The sequence below is a fragment of the Flavobacterium sp. MFBS3-15 genome (assembly GCF_026107645.2).
Classification (GTDB): domain Bacteria; phylum Bacteroidota; class Bacteroidia; order Flavobacteriales; family Flavobacteriaceae; genus Flavobacterium.
Genome location: NZ_JAPCHV010000010.1, coordinates 129,228 through 148,850, shown reverse-complemented (window position 1 = coordinate 148,850; position 19,623 = coordinate 129,228). Strand labels below are relative to the sequence as shown.

19 protein-coding genes are annotated in these 19,623 nt (G+C 48.4%); 7 read left to right on the top strand and 12 right to left on the bottom strand.

Translation table 11 applies throughout. From position 1 onward, the window contains the following. Positions 1 to 276 precede the first annotated feature (276 nt). The 6 genes from OGH69_RS10775 to OGH69_RS10750 all read left to right on the top strand — a co-directional run bounded on the left by OGH69_RS10775 (position 277) and on the right by OGH69_RS10750 (position 3,412). Positions 277 to 771, top strand: coding sequence for a hypothetical protein (locus OGH69_RS10775; protein WP_265174474.1), 495 nt, complete (start codon positions 277 to 279; stop codon positions 769 to 771). 51 nt (positions 772 to 822) lie between these two features. Beyond that, positions 823 to 1,236, top strand: a complete 414-nt coding sequence (locus OGH69_RS10770; RefSeq protein ID WP_265174473.1) for a DoxX family protein — start codon at positions 823 to 825, stop codon at positions 1,234 to 1,236. Positions 1,237 to 1,330: 94 nt separating this feature from the next. Beyond that, positions 1,331 to 1,864: an SRPBCC family protein gene (locus OGH69_RS10765; RefSeq protein ID WP_265174472.1), complete on the top strand. Its 534-nt coding sequence runs from the start codon at positions 1,331 to 1,333 to the stop codon at positions 1,862 to 1,864. Between the two features lie 2 nt (positions 1,865 to 1,866). Continuing rightward, positions 1,867 to 2,364, top strand: a complete 498-nt coding sequence (locus OGH69_RS10760) for an SRPBCC family protein (protein ID WP_265174471.1) — start codon at positions 1,867 to 1,869, stop codon at positions 2,362 to 2,364. Between the two features lie 18 nt (positions 2,365 to 2,382). Next, the gene (locus tag OGH69_RS10755) at positions 2,383 to 2,811 is read left to right on the top strand and encodes a VOC family protein (protein ID WP_265174470.1); all 429 of its coding nucleotides are present in this window, start codon (positions 2,383 to 2,385) and stop codon (positions 2,809 to 2,811) included. A 100-nt stretch (positions 2,812 to 2,911) separates the two neighbouring features. Beyond that, positions 2,912 to 3,412: a DinB family protein gene (locus OGH69_RS10750; RefSeq protein WP_265174469.1), complete on the top strand. Its 501-nt coding sequence runs from the start codon at positions 2,912 to 2,914 to the stop codon at positions 3,410 to 3,412. A gap of 66 nt (positions 3,413 to 3,478) precedes the next feature. On the opposite strand, the gene queG is transcribed toward OGH69_RS10750, so the two are convergent. From queG to OGH69_RS10725, 5 genes are all read right to left on the bottom strand, one after another. After that, a complete protein-coding gene (gene queG / locus OGH69_RS10745) occupies positions 3,479 to 4,399 on the bottom strand; it encodes a tRNA epoxyqueuosine(34) reductase QueG (RefSeq protein ID WP_265174486.1) in 921 nt (306 codons plus the stop codon). A 31-nt stretch (positions 4,400 to 4,430) separates the two neighbouring features. Then, positions 4,431 to 4,784: a four helix bundle protein gene (locus tag OGH69_RS10740; protein WP_265174468.1), complete on the bottom strand. Its 354-nt coding sequence runs from the start codon at positions 4,782 to 4,784 to the stop codon at positions 4,431 to 4,433. 84 nt (positions 4,785 to 4,868) lie between these two features. After that, positions 4,869 to 5,894, bottom strand: coding sequence for a Holliday junction branch migration DNA helicase RuvB (gene ruvB / locus OGH69_RS10735; RefSeq protein WP_265174467.1), 1,026 nt, complete (start codon positions 5,892 to 5,894; stop codon positions 4,869 to 4,871). Positions 5,895 to 5,922: 28 nt separating this feature from the next. Beyond that, entirely contained in the window at positions 5,923 to 6,225 is a 303-nt protein-coding gene (locus OGH69_RS10730) for a GNAT family N-acetyltransferase (protein WP_265174466.1), read from the bottom strand. 223 nt (positions 6,226 to 6,448) lie between these two features. After that, entirely contained in the window at positions 6,449 to 7,285 is an 837-nt protein-coding gene (locus OGH69_RS10725; RefSeq protein WP_265174465.1) for a DUF5694 domain-containing protein, read from the bottom strand. 92 nt (positions 7,286 to 7,377) lie between these two features. Here OGH69_RS10725 and OGH69_RS10720 point away from each other — a divergent pair, with 92 nt between their 5' ends. Further along, on the top strand, positions 7,378 to 8,796 hold the full coding sequence (locus OGH69_RS10720; protein ID WP_265174464.1) for an APC family permease: 1,419 nt from the start codon (positions 7,378 to 7,380) through the stop codon (positions 8,794 to 8,796). A 548-nt stretch (positions 8,797 to 9,344) separates the two neighbouring features. Here OGH69_RS10720 and OGH69_RS10715 read toward each other — a convergent pair. From OGH69_RS10715 to OGH69_RS10685, 7 genes are read right to left on the bottom strand one after another with little or no spacing between them, the layout of a single operon-like run. Continuing rightward, entirely contained in the window at positions 9,345 to 11,156 is a 1,812-nt protein-coding gene (locus tag OGH69_RS10715; RefSeq protein ID WP_265174463.1) for a cytochrome c oxidase subunit I, read from the bottom strand. Between the two features lie 31 nt (positions 11,157 to 11,187). After that, the gene (locus OGH69_RS10710) at positions 11,188 to 12,408 is read right to left on the bottom strand and encodes a cytochrome c oxidase subunit II (RefSeq protein WP_265174462.1); all 1,221 of its coding nucleotides are present in this window, start codon (positions 12,406 to 12,408) and stop codon (positions 11,188 to 11,190) included. A gap of 19 nt (positions 12,409 to 12,427) precedes the next feature. Then, positions 12,428 to 13,957: an urease accessory protein UreE gene (locus OGH69_RS10705; protein ID WP_265174461.1), complete on the bottom strand. Its 1,530-nt coding sequence runs from the start codon at positions 13,955 to 13,957 to the stop codon at positions 12,428 to 12,430. 25 nt (positions 13,958 to 13,982) lie between these two features. Beyond that, positions 13,983 to 14,525 carry a c-type cytochrome gene (locus OGH69_RS10700; RefSeq protein WP_265174460.1) on the bottom strand — a complete coding sequence of 181 codons (543 nt, stop codon included), beginning with the start codon at positions 14,523 to 14,525 and terminating at the stop codon, positions 13,983 to 13,985. An 8-nt stretch (positions 14,526 to 14,533) separates the two neighbouring features. Continuing rightward, a complete protein-coding gene (locus tag OGH69_RS10695) occupies positions 14,534 to 15,058 on the bottom strand; it encodes a DUF3341 domain-containing protein (protein ID WP_265174459.1) in 525 nt (174 codons plus the stop codon). 5 nt (positions 15,059 to 15,063) lie between these two features. Further along, complete coding sequence (nrfD, locus tag OGH69_RS10690) at positions 15,064 to 16,494, bottom strand: NrfD/PsrC family molybdoenzyme membrane anchor subunit (protein ID WP_265174458.1); 1,431 nt, start codon at positions 16,492 to 16,494, stop codon at positions 15,064 to 15,066. A 37-nt stretch (positions 16,495 to 16,531) separates the two neighbouring features. After that, the gene (locus OGH69_RS10685) at positions 16,532 to 19,594 is read right to left on the bottom strand and encodes a TAT-variant-translocated molybdopterin oxidoreductase (RefSeq protein WP_265174457.1); all 3,063 of its coding nucleotides are present in this window, start codon (positions 19,592 to 19,594) and stop codon (positions 16,532 to 16,534) included. Positions 19,595 to 19,623: the final 29 nt, after the last annotated feature.

The following is a 19,623-nucleotide window of genomic DNA, read 5'->3' as shown; positions in this document are numbered from 1 at the left end:
ACCACATAGGTACATAGCATTAACCGAGTGTAAAAGTTTTACCGGGTACACAGAGCGAGAAGCTACGCTTCTTCTATGTGGGCTGTATCATTCCTGGAAAGAAACTAATGACCCCTATGAATCCTATGTAACTATGTAGTTAATAAGTTTCAGGTAGCCATTGTTATAAAACAAATATAAAACTTTTTGTCTCAAACACCCCCTTTGGTTGACTTTTCAGCACACCGTACGCTATAGCACTTCGCCATATCTTTGTAATGCAAACAATTAAAAACTATGGAAACAGCAAAAGACAGCAGGGTGACATCATTGGTTAACCTGTATGACTGGCAAACGACATTCTTTACCAATGTGCTCGACGGAATTTCTGACGCTGATGCCCACAAGCGGCTCGGGACCCCGGCCAACCACGTTGCATGGCTTGCCGGAAGCCTGGTACAGCAGCGCTTTGAATTGGTAAACGAACTGACGGACAGCAGCCATGAACAGCTTGCGGACGAACTTTTTAAAGACAACCAGGGCATAAAGGACGGTGTTACATATCCGTCATTGGAACAATTTAAAACCTCATGGGAAACAATAACACCAATTGCCAAAGAAGCCTTACAGAATGCCACAACCGAAAAGCTAAACAGCATCCTGAAAATGCCGGGCATGGAAATGCCGCTGTATGACTATGTGCTGTTCACGATATACCGCGAGGCCAACTGCATCGGGCAGATTGCACTGTGGCGCAGGCTGTTGGGCTACGGGCCAATGAAGTATATGTAATTGTAGAAAATTTGCTACATTTACTATGCAAACCTTAAAACCAAATAAACCATGAAACGACTTTTAGGCCCGGACGCTTTAGACAAAAACCTTGCGGCATTATTATTACGAATTCTTGTCGGCGGATTGATGATCATGCACGGATGGCCAAAGCTGGCAAATTATGACCAGTATGTAGCTGAATTCAACCCTATCGGATTGGGCAACGATCTTTCACTATCGCTGGCAATATTTGGCGAGTTCATATGTGGCATCTTCCTTGTGTTGGGCTTCATGACGCGTCTCTCTACGATTCCCGTATTGATCACTATGATTGTGGCGTTTTTTGTAGTGCATGCCGCCGACCCTTTCCAGATTAAAGAGCTGTCGTTTCTTTACATGGGACTCGCTATAGTCATCTTCTTCCTGGGCGCAGGCAAGTATTCTGCGGATGCGCTGCTGTTCAAAAAGAAGTCTTTAGAATAAGCATTCAATCATAAAGGATCTTATCTCCCGGATTCCCCCGGGGTGGCTTGCCTTACCTTACATTGAAATAAAACAAACGATAAAAAAACATATCATGAAAATTTTAAAGGGGATAGTATTTACCATAGGAGGGATTATCATCCTGCTGCTGCTGATAGCATTATTCGTCAAGAAAGACTACGCGATAGAGCGTGAGATTGTCATTAACAAGCCGAAAGCGGAAGTGTTCGACTACATAAAGCACATCAAAAACCAGGATGACTACAGTATCTGGAACATGATGGACCCGAACAAAAAACAAACTTTTACGGGTACTGACGGAACCGTAGGCTTTATATATGCGTGGGATGGGAACAGCGACGTGGGTGCCGGCGAGCAGGAAATCACTAAAATTGACGAGGGCAACCGCATAGACATGGAGCTCCGTTTTGAAAGGCCTATGGAAGGTGTCGGGTTTGCGTATATGGCAACCGAAGAAGCCGGCAATGGGGCAACCAAAGTGAAATGGGGCATGACCGGCACAAGCAGCTACCCGATGAACATCATGAACCTGATGATGGATGGGATGATGGGCGACGGGCTGGAGAAAGGCCTTGCCAACCTGAAGAAAAACCTCGAAAGCCAGTAACCATGGAGACTGCAATTATAATTATCGCGCTGTTTGTCCCAAAGGAATACAGCGTAAGGAACGAAATTGTCATCAATGCGCCAAAACAGGAAGTATTTGACTATATAAAAATGGTCAAAAACCAGGATCATTACAGCAAATGGGTGATGACCGACCCGAATATGAAAAAGACTTTCACGGGAACAGATGGCACGGTAGGCTTCATCTATGCCTGGAACGGCAACAAGCAGGCGGGCGCGGGCGAACAGGAAATAACAGGCCTGGCAGAGGGCGAGCGCACTACAACCGAAATCCGGTTTGAAAGGCCCTTCAGGGCAATTGGCCACACCTACATGGCTACCGAGGCAGCGAGCGCGCACAGCACGAGGGTTACCTGGGGATTTACAGGTAAGATAAACTATCCTTTCAACCTTATGACCACTATGATGAAAGGCACTTTGACGAAGGATTTAGGGATCAGCCTTAATAACCTGAAGCAGATAATAGAGAACAAACAATAAACCATAAATAAAAAGACTATGAAATTCATTAATCCGTACCTGAACTTCAACGGCAATACCGAGGAAGCATTCAATTTTTACAAGTCGGTTATCGGTGGCGAGTTTGCCGCAGTAATGCGGTTTGAAGACACACCCGGCTGCGAGGATATCCCTGCTGAGGAGCGTAAAGGCATCATGCACATTGCATTGCCTGTCGGCAGCAGTGTTATCATGGGCACCGATGTACCCAAATCTATGGAGCAGGCAGTACACGGCACCGGCGTATCGCTTTGCGTGAGTATGGACAGCCGCGAGGAAGCCGACCGTATTTTCAACGGCCTTTCGGAAGGCGGAAAAGTGACCATGCCCATGGACGACATGTTTTGGGGCGATTACTTCGGGAGCTTTTTAGACAAGTTCGGCATCCAGTGGATGATAAGCTTCAGCACGCAGGATTACAGCAAATAGTCTTCAGTCGCAGTTTTCAGTCGCAGTCTATGTCACGAGGCTCACTGAAAACTGTGACTGTGACTGGATACTACTAAAAATCAATCAAAAAACGACAGTTATGCATAACGAAATCATTTCCCAACTGGAAACAGCATTGGGTAAGACCATCACGCTGCTTGGTTCTTTCAATGAGAAAGACCTGAATACCGTTCCCTTTGAGGGAAGCTGGACCGCCGCACAGGTGGGCAGGCATTTGTTCAAATCGCAAAACGGCATGGACGGGCTGCTCCTTGCCCCTACCGGGCCTGTGGACCGAAACCCGGAAGAAAAGGCTGCTGAGCTTAAAAACCTTTTCCTTGATTTTGATACCAAAATGAAATCGCCCGACTTTATCATGCCAGAAGAAAAGGAGTATGATAAGGACGAACTCATTGCCTCTTTGCGCGAAGTAAAGGATAAGATGATCCCAGCCGCCAAACAAGCCGACCTTACCCAGGTTGCTCCATTGCCCCAGGGCCATCCGTTTGAAGGCAATACAAAGCTCGAAATGGTGCACTTTGTGGTTTATCACACCATGAGGCACAACCACCAGATTGAAAAGATAGGGGAAGCGTTGTAAGTTTTTCAGTCACAGTCGCAGTTTTCAGTGAGTCTCCTGACTGAGACTGAAAACTGAGACTGGGTACTACTTCAAAAACTCAATATTTCGCCTGAGGCCATCGTATTTGGTGCGCTTTACGGCGGAATTTTTAAATACAGCCCTGAAGGTATCTTCAGTGATTTCCTCCCAGTCCTTTTTGGTCATGGACAACAGTTCGGGATGCGGGTTGAATAGCGGTTCGGAGTGCGGCTTGGAAAAGCGGTTCCACGGGCATACGTCCTGGCACACATCGCACCCGAAAGCCCAGTCATCAAACTTGCCCTTCATTTCCGATGGCAGGTTGTCCTTCAATTCAATAGTAAAGTATGATATGCATTTGCTCCCGTCTACCACATAGGGCTGAATAATCGCTTGGGTTGGACAGGCATCCAGGCAGGCGGTACAGCTTCCGCAATGGTCGGTGACCGCATGGTCGTAGTCCAGTTCGATGTCGACAATCAGTTCGGCAATGAAAAAGAACGAACCTACCTGTTTGCTGAGCAGGTTGCTGTTCTTCCCGATCCACCCCAGGCCGCTTTTGGCCGCCCAGGCTTTGTCGAGCACCGGAGCAGAATCTACAAAAGCCCTCCCCCCTACTTCCCCGATATTCGACTGTATGGAGTGCAGCAATTCCTTCAGCTTTTCCTTAATGACAAAGTGGTAATCCTGCCCGTAGGCGTACTTGGAAATTTTATAGGTATCGTCGGTTTGTTTTTCCGAGGGATAATAATTTAGCAGCAGCGATATCACACTTTTCGCGCCATCCACGAGCAGGGTTGGGTCAAGGCGCTTGTCGAAGTAGTTCTCCATATACTGCATCTGGCCGTGGCGGCCATCATTGAGCCATTTTTCGAGGCGTGGAGCTTCCTCCTCTAAAAAACCGGCTTTTGAAATTCCGCACGAAATGAAACCGAGGCGTTTGGCTTCAGATTTTATGAATTCGGAGTATTTGATTTCAGATTTCAGATTGTAGATTTCAGATTGAGGACGGTGTTTTTCATATTTTCGATTTTACCGTTTTTAACGAACTTACGAAAATCGCCGTAAGTTCGTTTCCTTCTTTCCAGACAGAATCGACAGTAGCCTTTTCAATCCAGTTCTTTTCCTTTATTATTTCCAGCCAAAACAAAGTTTCATCAGCTTCTTCAAGCACAATTTCCATCTTTGCAATGAATTCTTTATCACTTCTCGCACGACACACAGCCCTATAATTTGCTCCTACAGAAGTCCCGCTTTTTGCAATCTGATAGGCCACAATTTTTGAAGCCGCGGTAATAGGAAGCTTTTCTACAAGATTTATTATCGATAATGAATAATGTTTTGTCCTGTTCTTTAATTCCTCAGATGTCATAACCGATTATTTCTTCTTTTACTAAAATAATATTTTTTACGACTGCAGCTCAATCTGAAATCTACAATCTGAAATCTGAAATAATTAATCAAACAACCCACCCTGCGGCCCAAGCTTGTATTTACCCAAATGCCTGTACGCCTTATCCGTTACCTCGCGTCCCCTTGGCGTGCGGATGATAAACCCTTCCTGGATGAGGAATGGCTCGTATACCTCTTCAATGGTCTCCCCGCTTTCCGATACGGCAGTCGCCAAAGTGGACAATCCCACAGGGCCTCCCTTGAACTTGTCGATGATGGTGTTGAGTATGCGATTATCCATTTCGTCAAGGCCGTGGGCATCTACATGCAGCGCTTTGAGTGCGAATTTAGAGATTTCAATATCGATCTTTCCGTTGCCTTTTATCTGGGCAAAGTCGCGCACCCTGCGAAGCAGTGCATTGGCAATACGCGGGGTACCCCGGCTACGGCCCGCGATCTCGATGGCGGCTTCCATGGTGATGGGCATTTTTAATATCATGGAACTGCGCTGCACGATGGTTGTGAGCAGTTCGGTGGTGTAGTATTGCAGGCGGCTGGAAATCCCGAAACGCGCGCGCATAGGGGCAGTCAGCAATCCGGAGCGGGTAGTGGCGCCTACCAATGTAAAGGGGTTAAGGCTGATTTGCACCGAACGGGCGTTTGGCCCCGATTCGATCATGATGTCGATCCTGAAGTCCTCCATGGCAGAATAGAGGTACTCCTCCACAATGGGACTCAGGCGATGTATCTCGTCTATGAAAAGGATGTCGCGTTCCTCGAGGTTGGTCAGCAATCCTGCAAGGTCGCCCGGCTTGTCGAGTACCGGCCCGGACGTGATCTTGATGCCCACTCCCAGCTCATTGGCCAGGATATTGGCAAGGGTGGTTTTCCCCAATCCCGGAGGGCCGTGGAACAGCGTATGGTCCAGCGCCTCGCCGCGCATGTTGGCTGCCTGCACGAATACCTGCAGGTTTTCGAGCACCTGGTCCTGTCCGGTAAAATCGTCAAAGGAGAGCGGCCTTAATTTCTTTTCAAGGTCGAGCTCCTCAGCGTCAAAACGGGTGTTGGTCGGGTCAAGATTTTCATTCATACAGCAAAGATAAACGAAATTGCGGCTACTACATCCTGTATCCTTCAGAAAGGATATCAGCCCATTCAGGATGGTCGTTGACGTATTTTGCCACATACGAGCACAGCGGCATTACCGTAAAGCCGTTGTCTTTGGCGCATTGCAGGGTCATTTGTACCAGTTTTGCTGCAGCACCTTTACCACGCAGGGCTTCCGGCGCTTCGGTATGGGTAAGGAACAGCTTTTCGCCTTCGCGGTAGTATTCGATGAAGGCGACATGGCCATCGACGTGCAGCTCAAACTGGCTGCCTGACTCATTGACTTTAAAACCGTCTTTATTATTATTTTTCATAGCAGGTGGTTTTTTGTAAAGGTAACGGGAATTTGGTTAGGAAGATGGTAAAGGAAGCTTAAAGTACAATAGTCGAAAGTCTTAAAGTCTTAAAGTCTTAAAGTCGAAGGCCTGTGATGCGTACCGTCCGCGTGAGCGATAGAGCCGGTATCCTGCCGCAGGAACGAAGGCAGATAAAGGCGATAGCGCGACGGCGCAGGAACGGAGCCGGCACGCCCAAAAATTACTCCTTAAAATAATCTTCAAACATGACTACCTCGATAAGCGGATGCGCTTCGAACAAGTCCCGCAACGCCTTGACATGGCCGGCACCGTAGAGCACGAGCACGCTCTGCGGCCTGTCGGCGAGGATGTCGCGCATGATGTTGGAATAGATGTTCACGTTGCGCATCATGTTATATTGTGTCCAAAACGCACCCGTACCTTCCGTATTCCTGTCGAGGTAAGTGCTCACGTTCCCATAGTAGAACTTATTGAGGTACTCTTTTGAATTCAGGTTGCGGAAAACGGTTACCAAATCCTGTTTCGGTATGTTGCCATTAAACTCGCTGAGCTGTTTCAGGACGATGTTATCATATACCGTGAAGTCGTTCGTGCCAATTTGCAATGAATCGCACAGGCGGTTCATCTTTGCGGAATATTCGGCAAAGAGCCTGTCGCCGGGCTTACGGCTCCCGTCATACGCCCAGTCGATGCACTTTACGCCGCCGCGGATGTTGAGCCGCTGGGCAAGCTTCACCCCTATCTGGAAAATCTCGTTGCGGAGCGTGACCGGTTTTTTGGTGTAGTAAGCGGTATAGATGCTGTCCCAAAATTTTTGCTTGTCGGGAGTATTCTCTACATAAATTTTCTCAACGTCTTTCTTTTGGAGGATGTCCAAAAGGGCGCTGAGCTGCTTTTGGCGTTCGGGGCCGAGGATATTGTCTTTGGTGCCGTCGACTTTCAGGGCATCGGTCGTGCCGCCCATATGGTAGGTGGCAATGAGGTGCACTTTTATTTTTTGCTGGCCCACGGCAGTAAGGCAAAACAGCAGCAGGCAGATTGCAGGGATAGTTTTCATTCGTAGCATAGTGGTAAAAATAGCAATTATAGGGCATTTGCGTTAACCGAAAGCTTTTTTAAATATCTTTAGGCACCAAACCAAATACCAAAATGGAAAACGAACACGACAACAAACACTTAAAACGCGAACTCGGCCTGCTCGACGGCACCATGCTCGTGGTCGGCTCAATGATCGGGTCGGGCATCTTCATCGTTAGCGCCGGAATGGTGCAGCAGGTAGGCAGCGCGGGCTGGCTCATCCTCATTTGGGTGCTTTCGGGCATTATGACCATGATCGCCGCCGTGAGCTATGGCGAGCTGAGCGCCATGTTCCCCAAGGCGGGCGGACAGTATGTTTACCTGAAAGAAGCCTACAACAAGCTCATTGCGTTCCTGTACGGATGGAGCTTTTTTGCCGTCATCCAGACCGGCACCATTGCCGCGGTGGGTGTGGCCTTCGGGAAGTTTGCCGCCTACCTGTACCCTCCCCTCGGGCCGGAGAACATACTCTATGAAATTGGCGGGTTTAAGCTCAATGCCGCACAGCTGGTATCGATAGCGACCATAATCATCCTTACCTTCATCAACAGCCGCGGGGTGAAGAACGGCAAGTACATCCAAACCGTATTTACCATTACCAAGATCGCTTCGTTGGCAGGATTAGTGGTTTTTGGCTTTGCCCTGGCCTTTAATTCCGATATATGGGATGCCAACTGGGCCGATGCCTGGACGGCACGGCAATGGAGCAAAGAGTCGGAAACCTGGACAGCCATTGGTGGCGGGGTATTGATGTCGGCCATTGCGGCATCGATGGTAGGGTCCCTGTTTTCCAGCGATGCGTGGAACGGCGTGACCTTCATATCCGGCGAGATCAAAGACCCGCACCGCAATGTGGGGCTGAGCCTCTTCTACGGAACGCTCATTGTAACCGTGATTTACATACTCGCCAACATCATGTACCTGGCTGTATTGCCATTGGAAGGCATTGCCTTTGCCGACCAGGAGCGTGTGGCTATAGCCGCGGCGCAGCCTATCTTTGGCAGTACCGGAACGTATATCATTGCCGTCATGATCATGATTTCGACCTTTGGGTGCAACAACGGCCTCATCATGGCAGGGGCCAGGGTGTACTATACCATGGCGAAGGACGGGCTGTTCTTCAAAAAGGCGGCCGACCTGAACAAGGCCAGCGTTCCGGGATGGGGATTGTGGTTCCAGTGCATCTGGGCCTCCGCCCTGTGCCTGAGCGGGCAGTATGGCGACCTGCTGGATTATGTCATGATCATCGTGGTCATCTTCTACATCCTGACCATTGCCGGCATCTTTATCCTGAGACGCAAAATGCCCGATGCCGAAAGGCCGTACAAAGCGTTTGGCTACCCTGTGATCCCTGCATTGTACATCATCCTTGCAGCTGCCTTCTGCATCATGTTGCTCAAGGACAAGCCCGAAACCTGCGGCTGGGGTGTTGCCATCATGCTGGCCGGGATTCCGGTGTATTATTTGACAAAGCCAAAACCAGCCTCCTAACCCCAAGGGTAAATATCCCTCATTAGTGGAAAATTAGCAACCTGAATAAAACCCGTCATGATGAAAGTCGTGGCGGGTTTTGTTTAGAAGAGGGTGTGGCAGGAGGTTTTTTGGAGGGCTTTGAACCCCGCCCACCGGGGAGGGGGAAGAACGTGCCCAATGAAACACGTTCTTCCATTTCGAACGCAGCCTGCGGAGTGAGAAATCTCAATTAACATCCATAAAATAGAGATTCCTCCTGCCGTCGGAATGGAACACCGAAACCTCATGAAACACTCACTTCCATTTCGAACGAAGCCTGCGGAGTGAGAAATCTCAAGTTACCGGAAACATGAAGGGATTCCTCCTGCCGTCGATGCAAGGTTTCAACCACCCCGCCCGCCGGGCACCCCTCCAGGGGAGGGGAAGAGCTGCACTCATACGGTTATGTGACCCTGAAAGGAGCAAACCTCTTAGCCATTGGCAACGCCCTCGGTGTATGAAAACGAGACACAAAAAAAGCGGCAGGTAAAAACCTGCCGCCTTGTATAATTGAGTAAGATTGAATCCTAATGGTGAAGCTGCTCCTCGCCCTCCTTGTACGGAACGGTTTGCGGAACGAAGTCTTCGTCATGGCCCGGCTTGCTGTAGTCATAAGGCCACCTGTATACTTCCGGGATTTCGCCCGGCCAGTTGCCGTGCATGTGCTCTACAGGGGTAGTCCACTCAAGGGTGTTCGACCTCCATGGGTTTTGCGGTGCACGCTTGCCACGGAAGATGCTGTAGAAGAAGTTCCAAAGGAACACCAACTGAAATGCGGCACCTATAATGGCGAACATGGTGATCAGTACGTTTACGTCCGCAAGGTCATCGAACAACGGGAACGCCGAGTTGGTATAGTAACGCCTCGGAAGGCCGGCCATACCTACAAAGTGCATCGGGAAGAATACGCCGTAAGCACATACTGCCGTTACCCAAAAGTGGATGTAGCCAAGGTTTTTGTTCATCATCCTTCCGAACATCTTAGGGAACCAGTGGTACACACCGGCAAAGAAGCCGTAGAGTGCAGAGATACCCATTACAAGGTGGAAGTGGGCTACCACGAAGTACGTATCGTGCACGTTGATATCCAGCGTACTGTCACCCAGGATGATACCTGTAAGACCACCTGTGATGAACGTAGATACAAGGCCGATGGAGAATAGCATAGCAGGGTTAAGCTGCAGGTTACCCCTCCAAAGGGTCGTGATGTAGTTGAATGCTTTTACTGCCGACGGTATCGCGATCAATAGCGTTGTGAAGGTAAACACCGAGCCCAGGAACGGGTTCATACCCGAGATGAACATGTGGTGGCCCCAAACGATAGTTGAAAGGAACGCGATGGCAAGTATGGAGGCGATCATCGCACGGTAACCGAAAATCGGCTTGCGTGAGTTGGTCGCAATGATTTCAGATGTGATACCAAGGGCAGGAAGCAGTACGATGTACACTTCAGGGTGGCCAAGGAACCAGAAAAGGTGCTCAAACAATACCGGGGAACCGCCCTGGTAGTGCAGTACCTCGCCGGCAATGAAGATATCGGAAAGGAAGAAGGATGTACCGAAGCTCCTGTCGAATATTAGCAGTAACGCTGCTGAGAAAAGTACCGGGAATGAGATGATACCGATTACAGCAGTGATGAAGAACGCCCAAATAGTAAGTGGAAGCCTTGTCATCGACATACCTTTTGTACGAAGGTTGATAACGGTTACCACATAGTTAAGCGACCCCATTAGCGACGATGCAATGAATATTGCCATCGAAACCAGCCAAAGCGTCATACCGGCACCTGAACCCGGTATAGCCTGCGGCAGTGCGCTCAGCGGCGGATAGATCGTCCATCCCGCTGAAGCGGGACCCGCCTCAACAAACAATGACATTACCATTACGATAGTCGAAATGAAGAACAGCCAGTATGAGATCATGTTCATGAAGCCAGAGGCCATATCGCGCGCACCAATCTGTAACGGAATGAGGAGGTTACTGAATGTACCGCTCAAACCTGCAGTCAGTACAAAGAATACCATGATGGTTCCGTGTATGGTTACAAGCGCAAGGTAGATATCGTTGCGCATTACGCCTCCCGGAGCAAATTTTTCGCCAAGGAAAATATCGAATACCTTGAACGATTCTTCCGGCCATGCGATCTGCATACGGAATAAAAGTGACATACCCACACCAAGGATTCCCATCAGTATACCAGTGATAAGGTACTGCTTGGCAATCATCTTATGGTCGATGCTAAAGATGTACTTCGTTATGAAGGTATCTTTGTGGTGGTGGTGCTCATCGTGGTGACCGTGATTGTCGTGGCCGTGTATTTCGTGTCCTTCTGCTGACATATTTCTTTAATTTGAATATATTAAAAAAGAATTATTTTTTTGTTACCTGTGCTACTGCTTTGGGCATAACTGCAACAGTATCTGTTGGTGATGGTGTAGCATTCTCTCCCGCAGGCGCTTCGCCTTCACCCCTTGTATCGTTGGTATCCTGACCTTTAGCTGCATCCTCTTTAGATTTGTTTACAGCTACACCAAGCGACTCTTTGCCTTCAAGCCATTTGTTGAAGTCGGCTTCGTCCTCTACCACAACTTTCATCTGCATGTTGTAGTGCGACTGTCCGCATATTTTGTTACACAGCAACAGGTAGTCAAAAGTGTATGGGTCAAGTGCCGGTTTACCATCGGCAACAAGTTCGGCACTTTTCTTAGACCTGATCGCGTTGATATTGGCTACCTTATTCATAATGGCAGGATCCTGGCGCATTTCGTCGGTAGTCATGGTTGGCACAAAGGCAAACTCTGTAACCATACCCGGCACTACGTTCATTTGAGCGCGGAAGTGCGGCATATAGGCTGAGTGAAGTACATCCTGAGAACGGAAGTAGAACACCACCTGCTTACCTTTGGGAAGGTGCAGCTCGGTAGACATGATGTCGTCGAATGATTTAGGGTCAGACATATCGACACCCGTAGTGTTTACACCCTCGATGTAGCGTACGTTGGCTTTACCAAGCATACCGTCTTTACCGGCGTAGCGAACCTCCCAGCTGAACTGTTTGGCATATACTTCTACAAAAATTGTATCTTCTTTTTCCTTATCGATGAACATGATGTTTGTCCATGCATATAGCCCGTAAAGGATAAGCCCTGCAAGAACAATCACCGGAATAATCGTCCAGATGAACTCCAGCTTGTCGTTATCGGCATAGTAAAACGCCGTCTTACCCTGCTTGCCCCTGTATTTGAAGGCAAAGTAGTGCAACAGGAACTGCGTTATCGTCTGTACGAAGAAGATAAGCGCCATTGAGATAGCCATAAGGTTATCGTACTGCGGGCCGTGCTCAGAAGCAGGAGTTCCCAATACCAGGTGGCCGTATTTCCACAATGAGAAAATCGTTACGATGTAGATGAAGCCTACAAAGGCAAACATCAGGTAGCCATTTACATTATTATCCTTATCGGTGGCTACTTCAGACATTCCGTCCTCATACGCCTTCGCCGCTCCGATCTGGGTAAGTTGAAATATTTTAGTTAACTGCCATATTGCAATGCCTAATAAAACTAAAACTATAATTACCAATAAACTAGTCATCTGTTTATTTCTTTAAATATTAATAATGAAAATGCTTGCTTTCCTCAATGAGCGGGTTGCGTTTTGCCAATAGCGGAGCCTTGGTAAGCGCAGTGAACACCACGAATATGAACAAGCCCATAAAGAACAGTATCGCACCTATCTCGCCTGCACCGATGAACCACTGGTTGCCTACGGTAGCCGGCATGATCATGTTGAAGAAGTCAATATAGTGGCCTGCAAGGATTACAGTACCTGCGGTAACAACGATCCATGAAAGGCGTTTGAAATCGGTATTGATAAGGATAAGCACAGGGAACACAAAGTTCATGGCTACCATCCCGAAGAACGGAAGGTTGTAATCCTCGATACGTGTTTTAAAGTAGGTAACCTCTTCCGGTATGTCGGCATACCATATCAGCATGAACTGTGAGAACCAAAGGTATGTCCAGAATACGCTGATACCGAACATGAACTTGGCAAGGTCATGGATGTGGCTTGTATTTACATATTCAAGGTAACCTTTTGACTTAAGGTAAAGCGTGATCATGGCGATAGTAGTGATGCCGCTTACGAAGAAGCTCGCAAACACATACCATCCGAACAGGGTGCTGTACCAGTGCGGGTCAACCGACATGATCCAGTCCCAGGACATGATTGATTCGGTTACGATGAAGAATACAAGGAACCCGGCAGATGCCTTGAAGTTTTTCTTGTAGTAGCTGTTGTCGTTCGACTCATCCTGGGCAAGGGAATTTTTCCTTGCATACTGGCGGTACAATATCCATCCACCCATGAAAAGGGCAGCCCTGATAAGGAAGAATGTTTTATTCAGGTATCCTGATTTAGCTTGTATAAGGTGGTCATGAGCTACAACTTTCTCATCCATCCAGATGAAGATGTGGTGCATGTCAAGCGCTCCCAATACTAAAAGTACGTATACGATGATGGCACCCGGTACAAGGTAAGCCGAAATAGCTTCCATAACCCTGAACAATACCGGTGACCAGCCTGCCGAAGCGGCGTTTTGTATGGCATAGAATGCAAGCGCGCCAAGCGAGATCAGCATGCAGAACAGCGCGGCAACATATACAGCCGACCATGGTTTGTTCTGTAACTGGTGCAGCATGTGCTCCATGTGTTTGTGGTGCTCATCATGTGCGGCATGCGCATCGTCATGGCCGTGTGCAGCTTCAGCGTGTGCTTCGTGGCCTTCATGAGCATCGTGATCATGTCCTTCGTGGCCGGCAGCAACTACAGCCTCTGCGTGAACAGAATCTGTTGTTTTATGTGCAGAGTCAACAGCAACAGCGTGTGCAGTATCGGCAGGTTTTTCGGCCGGTGCAGCGTGTGCTTCTGCGTTGTGCTCTTCTTTTGCAGAACCGTGGGCATCGTGCGCAGGAGCGGCGTGGGCATCACCATGGTGGCCGTGGGCTTGCTCTTCCGCAACAATTTTCTCTACGTCTTCAATTGTCTTTGGTGCAGTGAAAAAACTATAGCCTATCCCCAGGATACCCAGTACCATCAGGACAAATGCAAAAGTTTTTAATCTACTTGAAAATGTGTACATACTTTATGCTTTCAGTGTTCTACAATTATAATTGGCTCTTAAGGTTCATCACGTGGCGGGCCACCTGCCAACGCTCTTCCTGCGTAAGCTGGTTGGCGTGCGATCCCATGGCGTTAAGTCCGTACGTCTCTACGTGGAATACGCTTCCTTCTGTGATAACCCTGTCTTTATAGCTAGGTACGCCCAGGAATTTTTCCCTTTTAGGAAGATTTCCTTTTCCGTCACCTTTGTCACCATGGCAAATGGCGCAGTATATCGTGAATAGCTGCTCTGCCCTTGGCGCATCAAAGCCTACAGAATCAAGCGGTGAAGGGTTAGCTTTGGAAGCCTCATATCCTTCTGTTGTATTAGGTATCTCATAAGGTACAAATCCCCTCGGTATAGAACCTTTGGCAGGCATCTGGCCCTCTTTCCCGTTAGGAAATACTGCATGCTCCGAATAGGTTTCGTAAGGTACAGCTTCATACATGTTCGGCATGTACTGGTAGTTGGGTGCCGATTTGTCAAAGCAGGCAGTAAGCGATGCCGATGCTACTGCAAGTAATGCTATTTTATATATCGCTTTCATACTTTCTCTTAATGCTTTTCTATTACTTTCACTTCCACAGCATGCGTTCCCTCAAAAAAAGAAACCATCTGGTCTACATCGCCGTGAACGGCAACCTCCATAAGGAAGTGGTCATCAGTAGTCCTTACATCCGGGTTTTCCGCATCTTTAAAAGGCCATAATTTACTCCTCATGTAGAAGGTAATCACCATCAAGTGGGCCGCGAAGAATACCGTCATCTCAAACATTACCGGTACAAATGCCGGCATATTCTGGATGTAGCTGAAGCTTGGCTTACCGCCAATATCCTGAGGCCAGTCCTGGATCATGATGAACCACATCATGGATGTAGCTACCGAAAGCCCAACCAAACCATATAAGAATGCGCATATAGCTAACCTTGTAGGTGCCAGGCCCATGGCCTTGTCAAGCCCGTGAACCGGGAAAGGCGTATAGATCTCTTCAATGTGATGATGCGCAGCGCGTGTCTTCTTTACTGCATCCATCAGGATATCATCATCATTGTACAATACATGTATAACTTTATTACTCATGGTTCTTAGTGATGGTTATTTTCTGAATGTGAATGATTGTCGTGTCCGTGGCCTTCTGAAGCCCATTTCTTTTTGTAAGTTTCGCTCGATGTCTTCATGATCGACTTCACCTCTGCCTGTGCGATTACAGGGAAGCTCCTTGAGTAAAGAAGGAACAATACGAAGAAGAAGCCTATGGTACCGATGAAGAAGCCCGCATCAACGAATGTTGGTTGGAACATCGTCCATGATGACGGAAGGTAGTCCCTGTGCAGCGATGTAACGATGATTACGAAACGCTCGAACCACATACCGATGTTTACCACGATAGAAATTACGAATGATACATAGATGCTCGTCCTGATCTTTTTGAACCACATTACCTGCGGAGAAATCACGTTGCACGTCATCATCAGCGCGTATGACCACCAGTAAGGACCTGTAGCCCTGTTAAGGAAGGCATACTGCTCATATTCAACTCCCGAGTACCAGGCCACAAAAAGTTCGGTGATGTAAGCGATACCTACTATCGAACCCGTGATCATGATGATGATGTTCATCAGCTCGATATGCTGGATGGTGATGTATGCTTCAAGGTTGGATACCTTCCTCATGATGATAAGGAGGGTGTTTACCATCGCGAATCCGGAGAAGATCGCACCCGCAACGAAGTATGGAGGAAGGATCGTGGTGTGCCAGCCCGGGATTACCGACGTGGCAAAGTCAAAGGATACAATGGTGTGTACAGAAAGTACAAGTGGTGTTGCAAGTCCGGCAAGTACCAGTGATACTTCCTCAAAGCGCTGCCAGTCTTTAGCACGGCCGCTCCATCCGAAACTTACAATTGAATAAACTCTTTTTGTAAAAGGTGTAATGGCCCTGTCGCGAAGCATCGCAAAGTCAGGAAGAAGTCCTGTCCACCAGAAAACCAATGATACCGAAAGGTAGGTAGAGATCGCAAATACGTCCCAAAGAAGCGGCGAGTTGAAGTTAACCCAAAGCGAACCGAACTGGTTCGGGATTGGCATCACCCAGTATGCTAACCACGGACGGCCCATGTGGAATACCGGGAACATTGCAGCCTGGATTACCGAGAAGATGGTCATCGCTTCCGCAGAACGGTTGATCGCCATCCTCCACTTTTGACGGAACAAAAGAAGTACCGCCGAGATAAGCGTTCCGGCGTGGCCGATACCTACCCACCAAACGAAGTTGGTGATGTCCCAGGCCCAGCCGATTGTTTTATTTGAACCCCATGTACCGATACCGGTTCCAACTGTATAAGCAACGCAACCAACACCCCAAAGGAAAGCGGCAAGCGCAATGGAGAATGCAATCCACCATTGCTTGTTGGCCCTGCCTTCCACCGGCCTTGCAACATCAACTGTTACATCGTGATAATTTTTGTCACCTATAATTAAAGGTTTTCTAATGGGTGCTTCGTAATGAGACGACATAATCCTTTATCTTGTTTCTTATTAATATTTCTTCTAACTATGTATTCCTCACTTTAACATGGTAGAACACATTTGGCTTGGTGCCAATCTGGCTCAAAAGGTGGTAAGCCCTGTCACCTTCCTTAAGCGCCACGATCGGGTCTTCCTGGTTGTTCACGTCGCCGAATACCATTGCCCCGGTACCGCACGCTTCAGAACAAGCCGTGTAGAATTCATTCTTATCAACCGGACGGCCCTCCCTCTTAGCTTTAAGGATGGTGGCCTGAGTCATCTGGATACAGAAAGAACATTTCTCCATAACACCCCTTGAACGAACGTTCACATCAGGGTTAAGCACCATACGGCCAAGGTCATTGTTCATATGGTAGTCGAACTCGTTATTCTTGTTATAAAGGAACCAGTTGAAACGGCGCACTTTGTACGGACAGTTGTTAGCGCAGTAACGCGTACCCACACAACGGTTGTAAGCCATGTGGTTCTGCCCCTGGCGTCCGTGCGATGTTGCAGCTACCGGACATACGGTCTCACAAGGAGCGTGGTTACAGTGCTGGCACATTACCGGCTGGAATACAACTTGCGGGTTTTCCGCAGGGTCTTCCATTGCGTTGAATGTAGAAACCGAATCGAACAAACCTGAAGTACCTTCCTTAAGCGTAACGTCGCCCGCGAAAGTCTCTTCGTGCGAGTAGTACCTGTCGATACGCAGCCAGTGCATATCGCGGCTCCTCCTGATTTCCGACTTCCCTACTACCGGTACGTTGTTCTCAGCGTGACATGCGATAACGCAAGCGCCACAGCCTGTACAGGCATTAAGGTCGATAGAAAGGTTAAAGTGGTGGCCCGTAGTCCTGTCGAATGATTCCCAAAGGTCGATTGACGCAGCAGGAACCTCTTCGTGGTTGAAGGATACCACCGGCATGATGTTCCACTCTGAAGCATCTTTGGCATTGAAATCCTTAAGGGTAGTTTCCTTAACGATGTCGCCCCTACCCATCAGTGTCTTCTGAAGCTGTACGCAGGCAAACTCATGCTCGCCGCCCTGCTTCTCCAAAGTTACATTCTGGAAAGAGCTGAAGTTATTATATAGTGTGTAAGCGTTTACGCCTACCTGCATTTCTTTTTGCATTGCTGCCTGGCGGCCGTATCCGAGGGACAGACCCACAGATCCTTTAGCCTGGCCCGGCTGGATGATTACCGGCACATCCTTAAGCTCTTTGTTGCCAAGTTTCACGGTAACAACGCTACCGTTCAAGCCGCCGTTGGCTACGTTCCAGTTTTCAAGGCCAAGCGCTTCGGCATCCGCTTTGGAAACTGTGATATAGTTATCCCACGATACCCTTGTAATAGGGTCCGGGAACTCCTGAAGCCATGGGTTATTGGCCTGTTGGCCATCGCCCATACCGGTTTTAGTGTAAAGTACAAGTTCAAGGCCGCTTCCTTTTTTGGCAGCAGAAAGTTTCGATGCCGCACCATTGTAGTCAGCGCCTGCACCTGCAGCAGCTGCCGGAACTTCGGTAACAGCAAGGCCATCATGCACAAGCTGGTTCCATGACTTACCGGCCGACCATGCAGGGGCAGCAGCCCTCACGTAGTCATAGAAAGTCTGCGAACTGCCCGACCATGCCAATAGCGCATCCTGCAACTGTTTCGTTTTGAACAGCGGGCGGATGGTAGGCTGTGTAATGGCGTAGTTGCCTTTTGCGATGCTTACATCTCCCCATGATTCAAGGTAATGAGGTGCAGCAGCAGCAATATTTGATTTAGAAGCGGTTTCATCAGCCTTAAGGGCAAATGCAACCGAAAGTTTTACTTTTTTAAGCCCCTCAACAAAGTCAGCGCTGTTAGGCAGCGTGTACACAGGGTTTACATTGCTCATGATAAGCGTGTGCACCTTACCTGCCTTCATATCGTTTACAAGCTGGGCAACCGCTTTGGCATCACCCTTACGGGTAAGGCGGGCAGCACCGGGCCTGAAAGCTTCCGATGCCAGCGCATTATTGATAGCTATGGCAAGAAGCTGCGCGTTAACATCATCAAGGCCTGTTACGAAAACACCTCTTGAACCTTTAGCCTTAAGCTCAGCAGCAGCAGCGTTAACTGCTTTTTCGTAAGCAGCATTACCGATGGCAGGCACACTTACATTAGCACCTGTAACGGCATTGTATATTTTAACAAGGGCGTATTTCTGCTCAGTAACCGTAAGCGGGATACGCTTGTCGGCGTTAGCACCAGCCAGAGACATATTCGCCTCGATCTGGATATGCCTTGACATTTTACCTTTTGAAGGGATGCGGCTTTTTGTATAACCGCCATCGTAGTTACCACCCTGCCAGTCACCAAGGAAATCGGCACCCACAGAAACGATAACATCAGCGTTTGCGAAATCATAGTCCGCAAGCGCCCTCTCACCATACACCATCTGGAAGGCATCAAGCGCTTCAGAAGAAGATACAGCATCGTAAACAACGTGCTTAAAGCCCGGGTATTTGGCACCGAACTCAGCAATAAGCTTATCTGTAGAAGGACTGGCCGTAGTACCTGTAAGCACCACTACCTGCCCGCCGCCCGCAGCTGCCTGCGAAAGCGCTTCTTTAACTTTGGCATCAACCGCTTCCCATGTAGCAGGCTTTTCAGCAATCATCGGTTCTTTCAGCCTCATGCTGTCATAAAGCGAAAGCACCGAAGCATACACCCTTCCGTTGGCAGTAAATTTAGCACCCGGAAGCGTATTATTCTCTACTTTTATAGGACGGCCCTCACGGGTTTTGATCAGTATGTTTGCGAAATCGAAACCATCAGCGATTGTTGTTGCGTAATAATCGGCAACGCCCGGGATGATTTCTTCCGGCTGGACTACATAAGGGATTGATTTGATAACCGGGCCCTCACATGCCGCAAGCGATGCAGCAGCAGTGGTAAACCCAACATATTTCAAAAAGTCACGACGGCTTGTTGATGAAGTTTCGAGCGCCTCTTTATTACCAAGGAACTCATCAGTAGGGATCTCCTCAACAAACTCATTGTTTCTTAGCGTCTCAACAATAGAGCTGTTTTCATTGAGCTCTTCAACACTTTGCCAGTATTTTTTGTTTGATGCCATGTTATATACAGATATTTAGCTTCTTATAG

What these genes read in the sequence shown, in the direction of transcription:
- OGH69_RS10775 (WP_265174474.1), top strand. Translation starts at nt 277, where the DNA reads ATGGAAACAGCAAAAGACAGCAGGGTGACATCATTGGTTAACCTGTAT.
- OGH69_RS10770 (WP_265174473.1), top strand. Translation starts at nt 823, where the DNA reads ATGAAACGACTTTTAGGCCCGGACGCTTTAGACAAAAACCTTGCGGCA.
- OGH69_RS10765 (WP_265174472.1), top strand. Translation starts at nt 1,331, where the DNA reads ATGAAAATTTTAAAGGGGATAGTATTTACCATAGGAGGGATTATCATC.
- OGH69_RS10760 (WP_265174471.1), top strand. Translation starts at nt 1,867, where the DNA reads ATGGAGACTGCAATTATAATTATCGCGCTGTTTGTCCCAAAGGAATAC.
- OGH69_RS10755 (WP_265174470.1), top strand. Translation starts at nt 2,383, where the DNA reads ATGAAATTCATTAATCCGTACCTGAACTTCAACGGCAATACCGAGGAA.
- OGH69_RS10750 (WP_265174469.1), top strand. Translation starts at nt 2,912, where the DNA reads ATGCATAACGAAATCATTTCCCAACTGGAAACAGCATTGGGTAAGACC.
- OGH69_RS10740 (WP_265174468.1), bottom strand. Translation starts at nt 4,784, where the DNA reads ATGACATCTGAGGAATTAAAGAACAGGACAAAACATTATTCATTATCG.
- ruvB (WP_265174467.1), bottom strand. Translation starts at nt 5,894, where the DNA reads ATGAATGAAAATCTTGACCCGACCAACACCCGTTTTGACGCTGAGGAG.
- OGH69_RS10730 (WP_265174466.1), bottom strand. Translation starts at nt 6,225, where the DNA reads ATGAAAAATAATAATAAAGACGGTTTTAAAGTCAATGAGTCAGGCAGC.
- OGH69_RS10725 (WP_265174465.1), bottom strand. Translation starts at nt 7,285, where the DNA reads ATGAAAACTATCCCTGCAATCTGCCTGCTGCTGTTTTGCCTTACTGCC.
- OGH69_RS10720 (WP_265174464.1), top strand. Translation starts at nt 7,378, where the DNA reads ATGGAAAACGAACACGACAACAAACACTTAAAACGCGAACTCGGCCTG.
- OGH69_RS10715 (WP_265174463.1), bottom strand. Translation starts at nt 11,156, where the DNA reads ATGTCAGCAGAAGGACACGAAATACACGGCCACGACAATCACGGTCAC.
- OGH69_RS10710 (WP_265174462.1), bottom strand. Translation starts at nt 12,408, where the DNA reads ATGACTAGTTTATTGGTAATTATAGTTTTAGTTTTATTAGGCATTGCA.
- OGH69_RS10705 (WP_265174461.1), bottom strand. Translation starts at nt 13,957, where the DNA reads ATGTACACATTTTCAAGTAGATTAAAAACTTTTGCATTTGTCCTGATG.
- OGH69_RS10700 (WP_265174460.1), bottom strand. Translation starts at nt 14,525, where the DNA reads ATGAAAGCGATATATAAAATAGCATTACTTGCAGTAGCATCGGCATCG.
- OGH69_RS10695 (WP_265174459.1), bottom strand. Translation starts at nt 15,058, where the DNA reads ATGAGTAATAAAGTTATACATGTATTGTACAATGATGATGATATCCTG.
- nrfD (WP_265174458.1), bottom strand. Translation starts at nt 16,494, where the DNA reads ATGTCGTCTCATTACGAAGCACCCATTAGAAAACCTTTAATTATAGGT.
- OGH69_RS10685 (WP_265174457.1), bottom strand. Translation starts at nt 19,594, where the DNA reads ATGGCATCAAACAAAAAATACTGGCAAAGTGTTGAAGAGCTCAATGAA.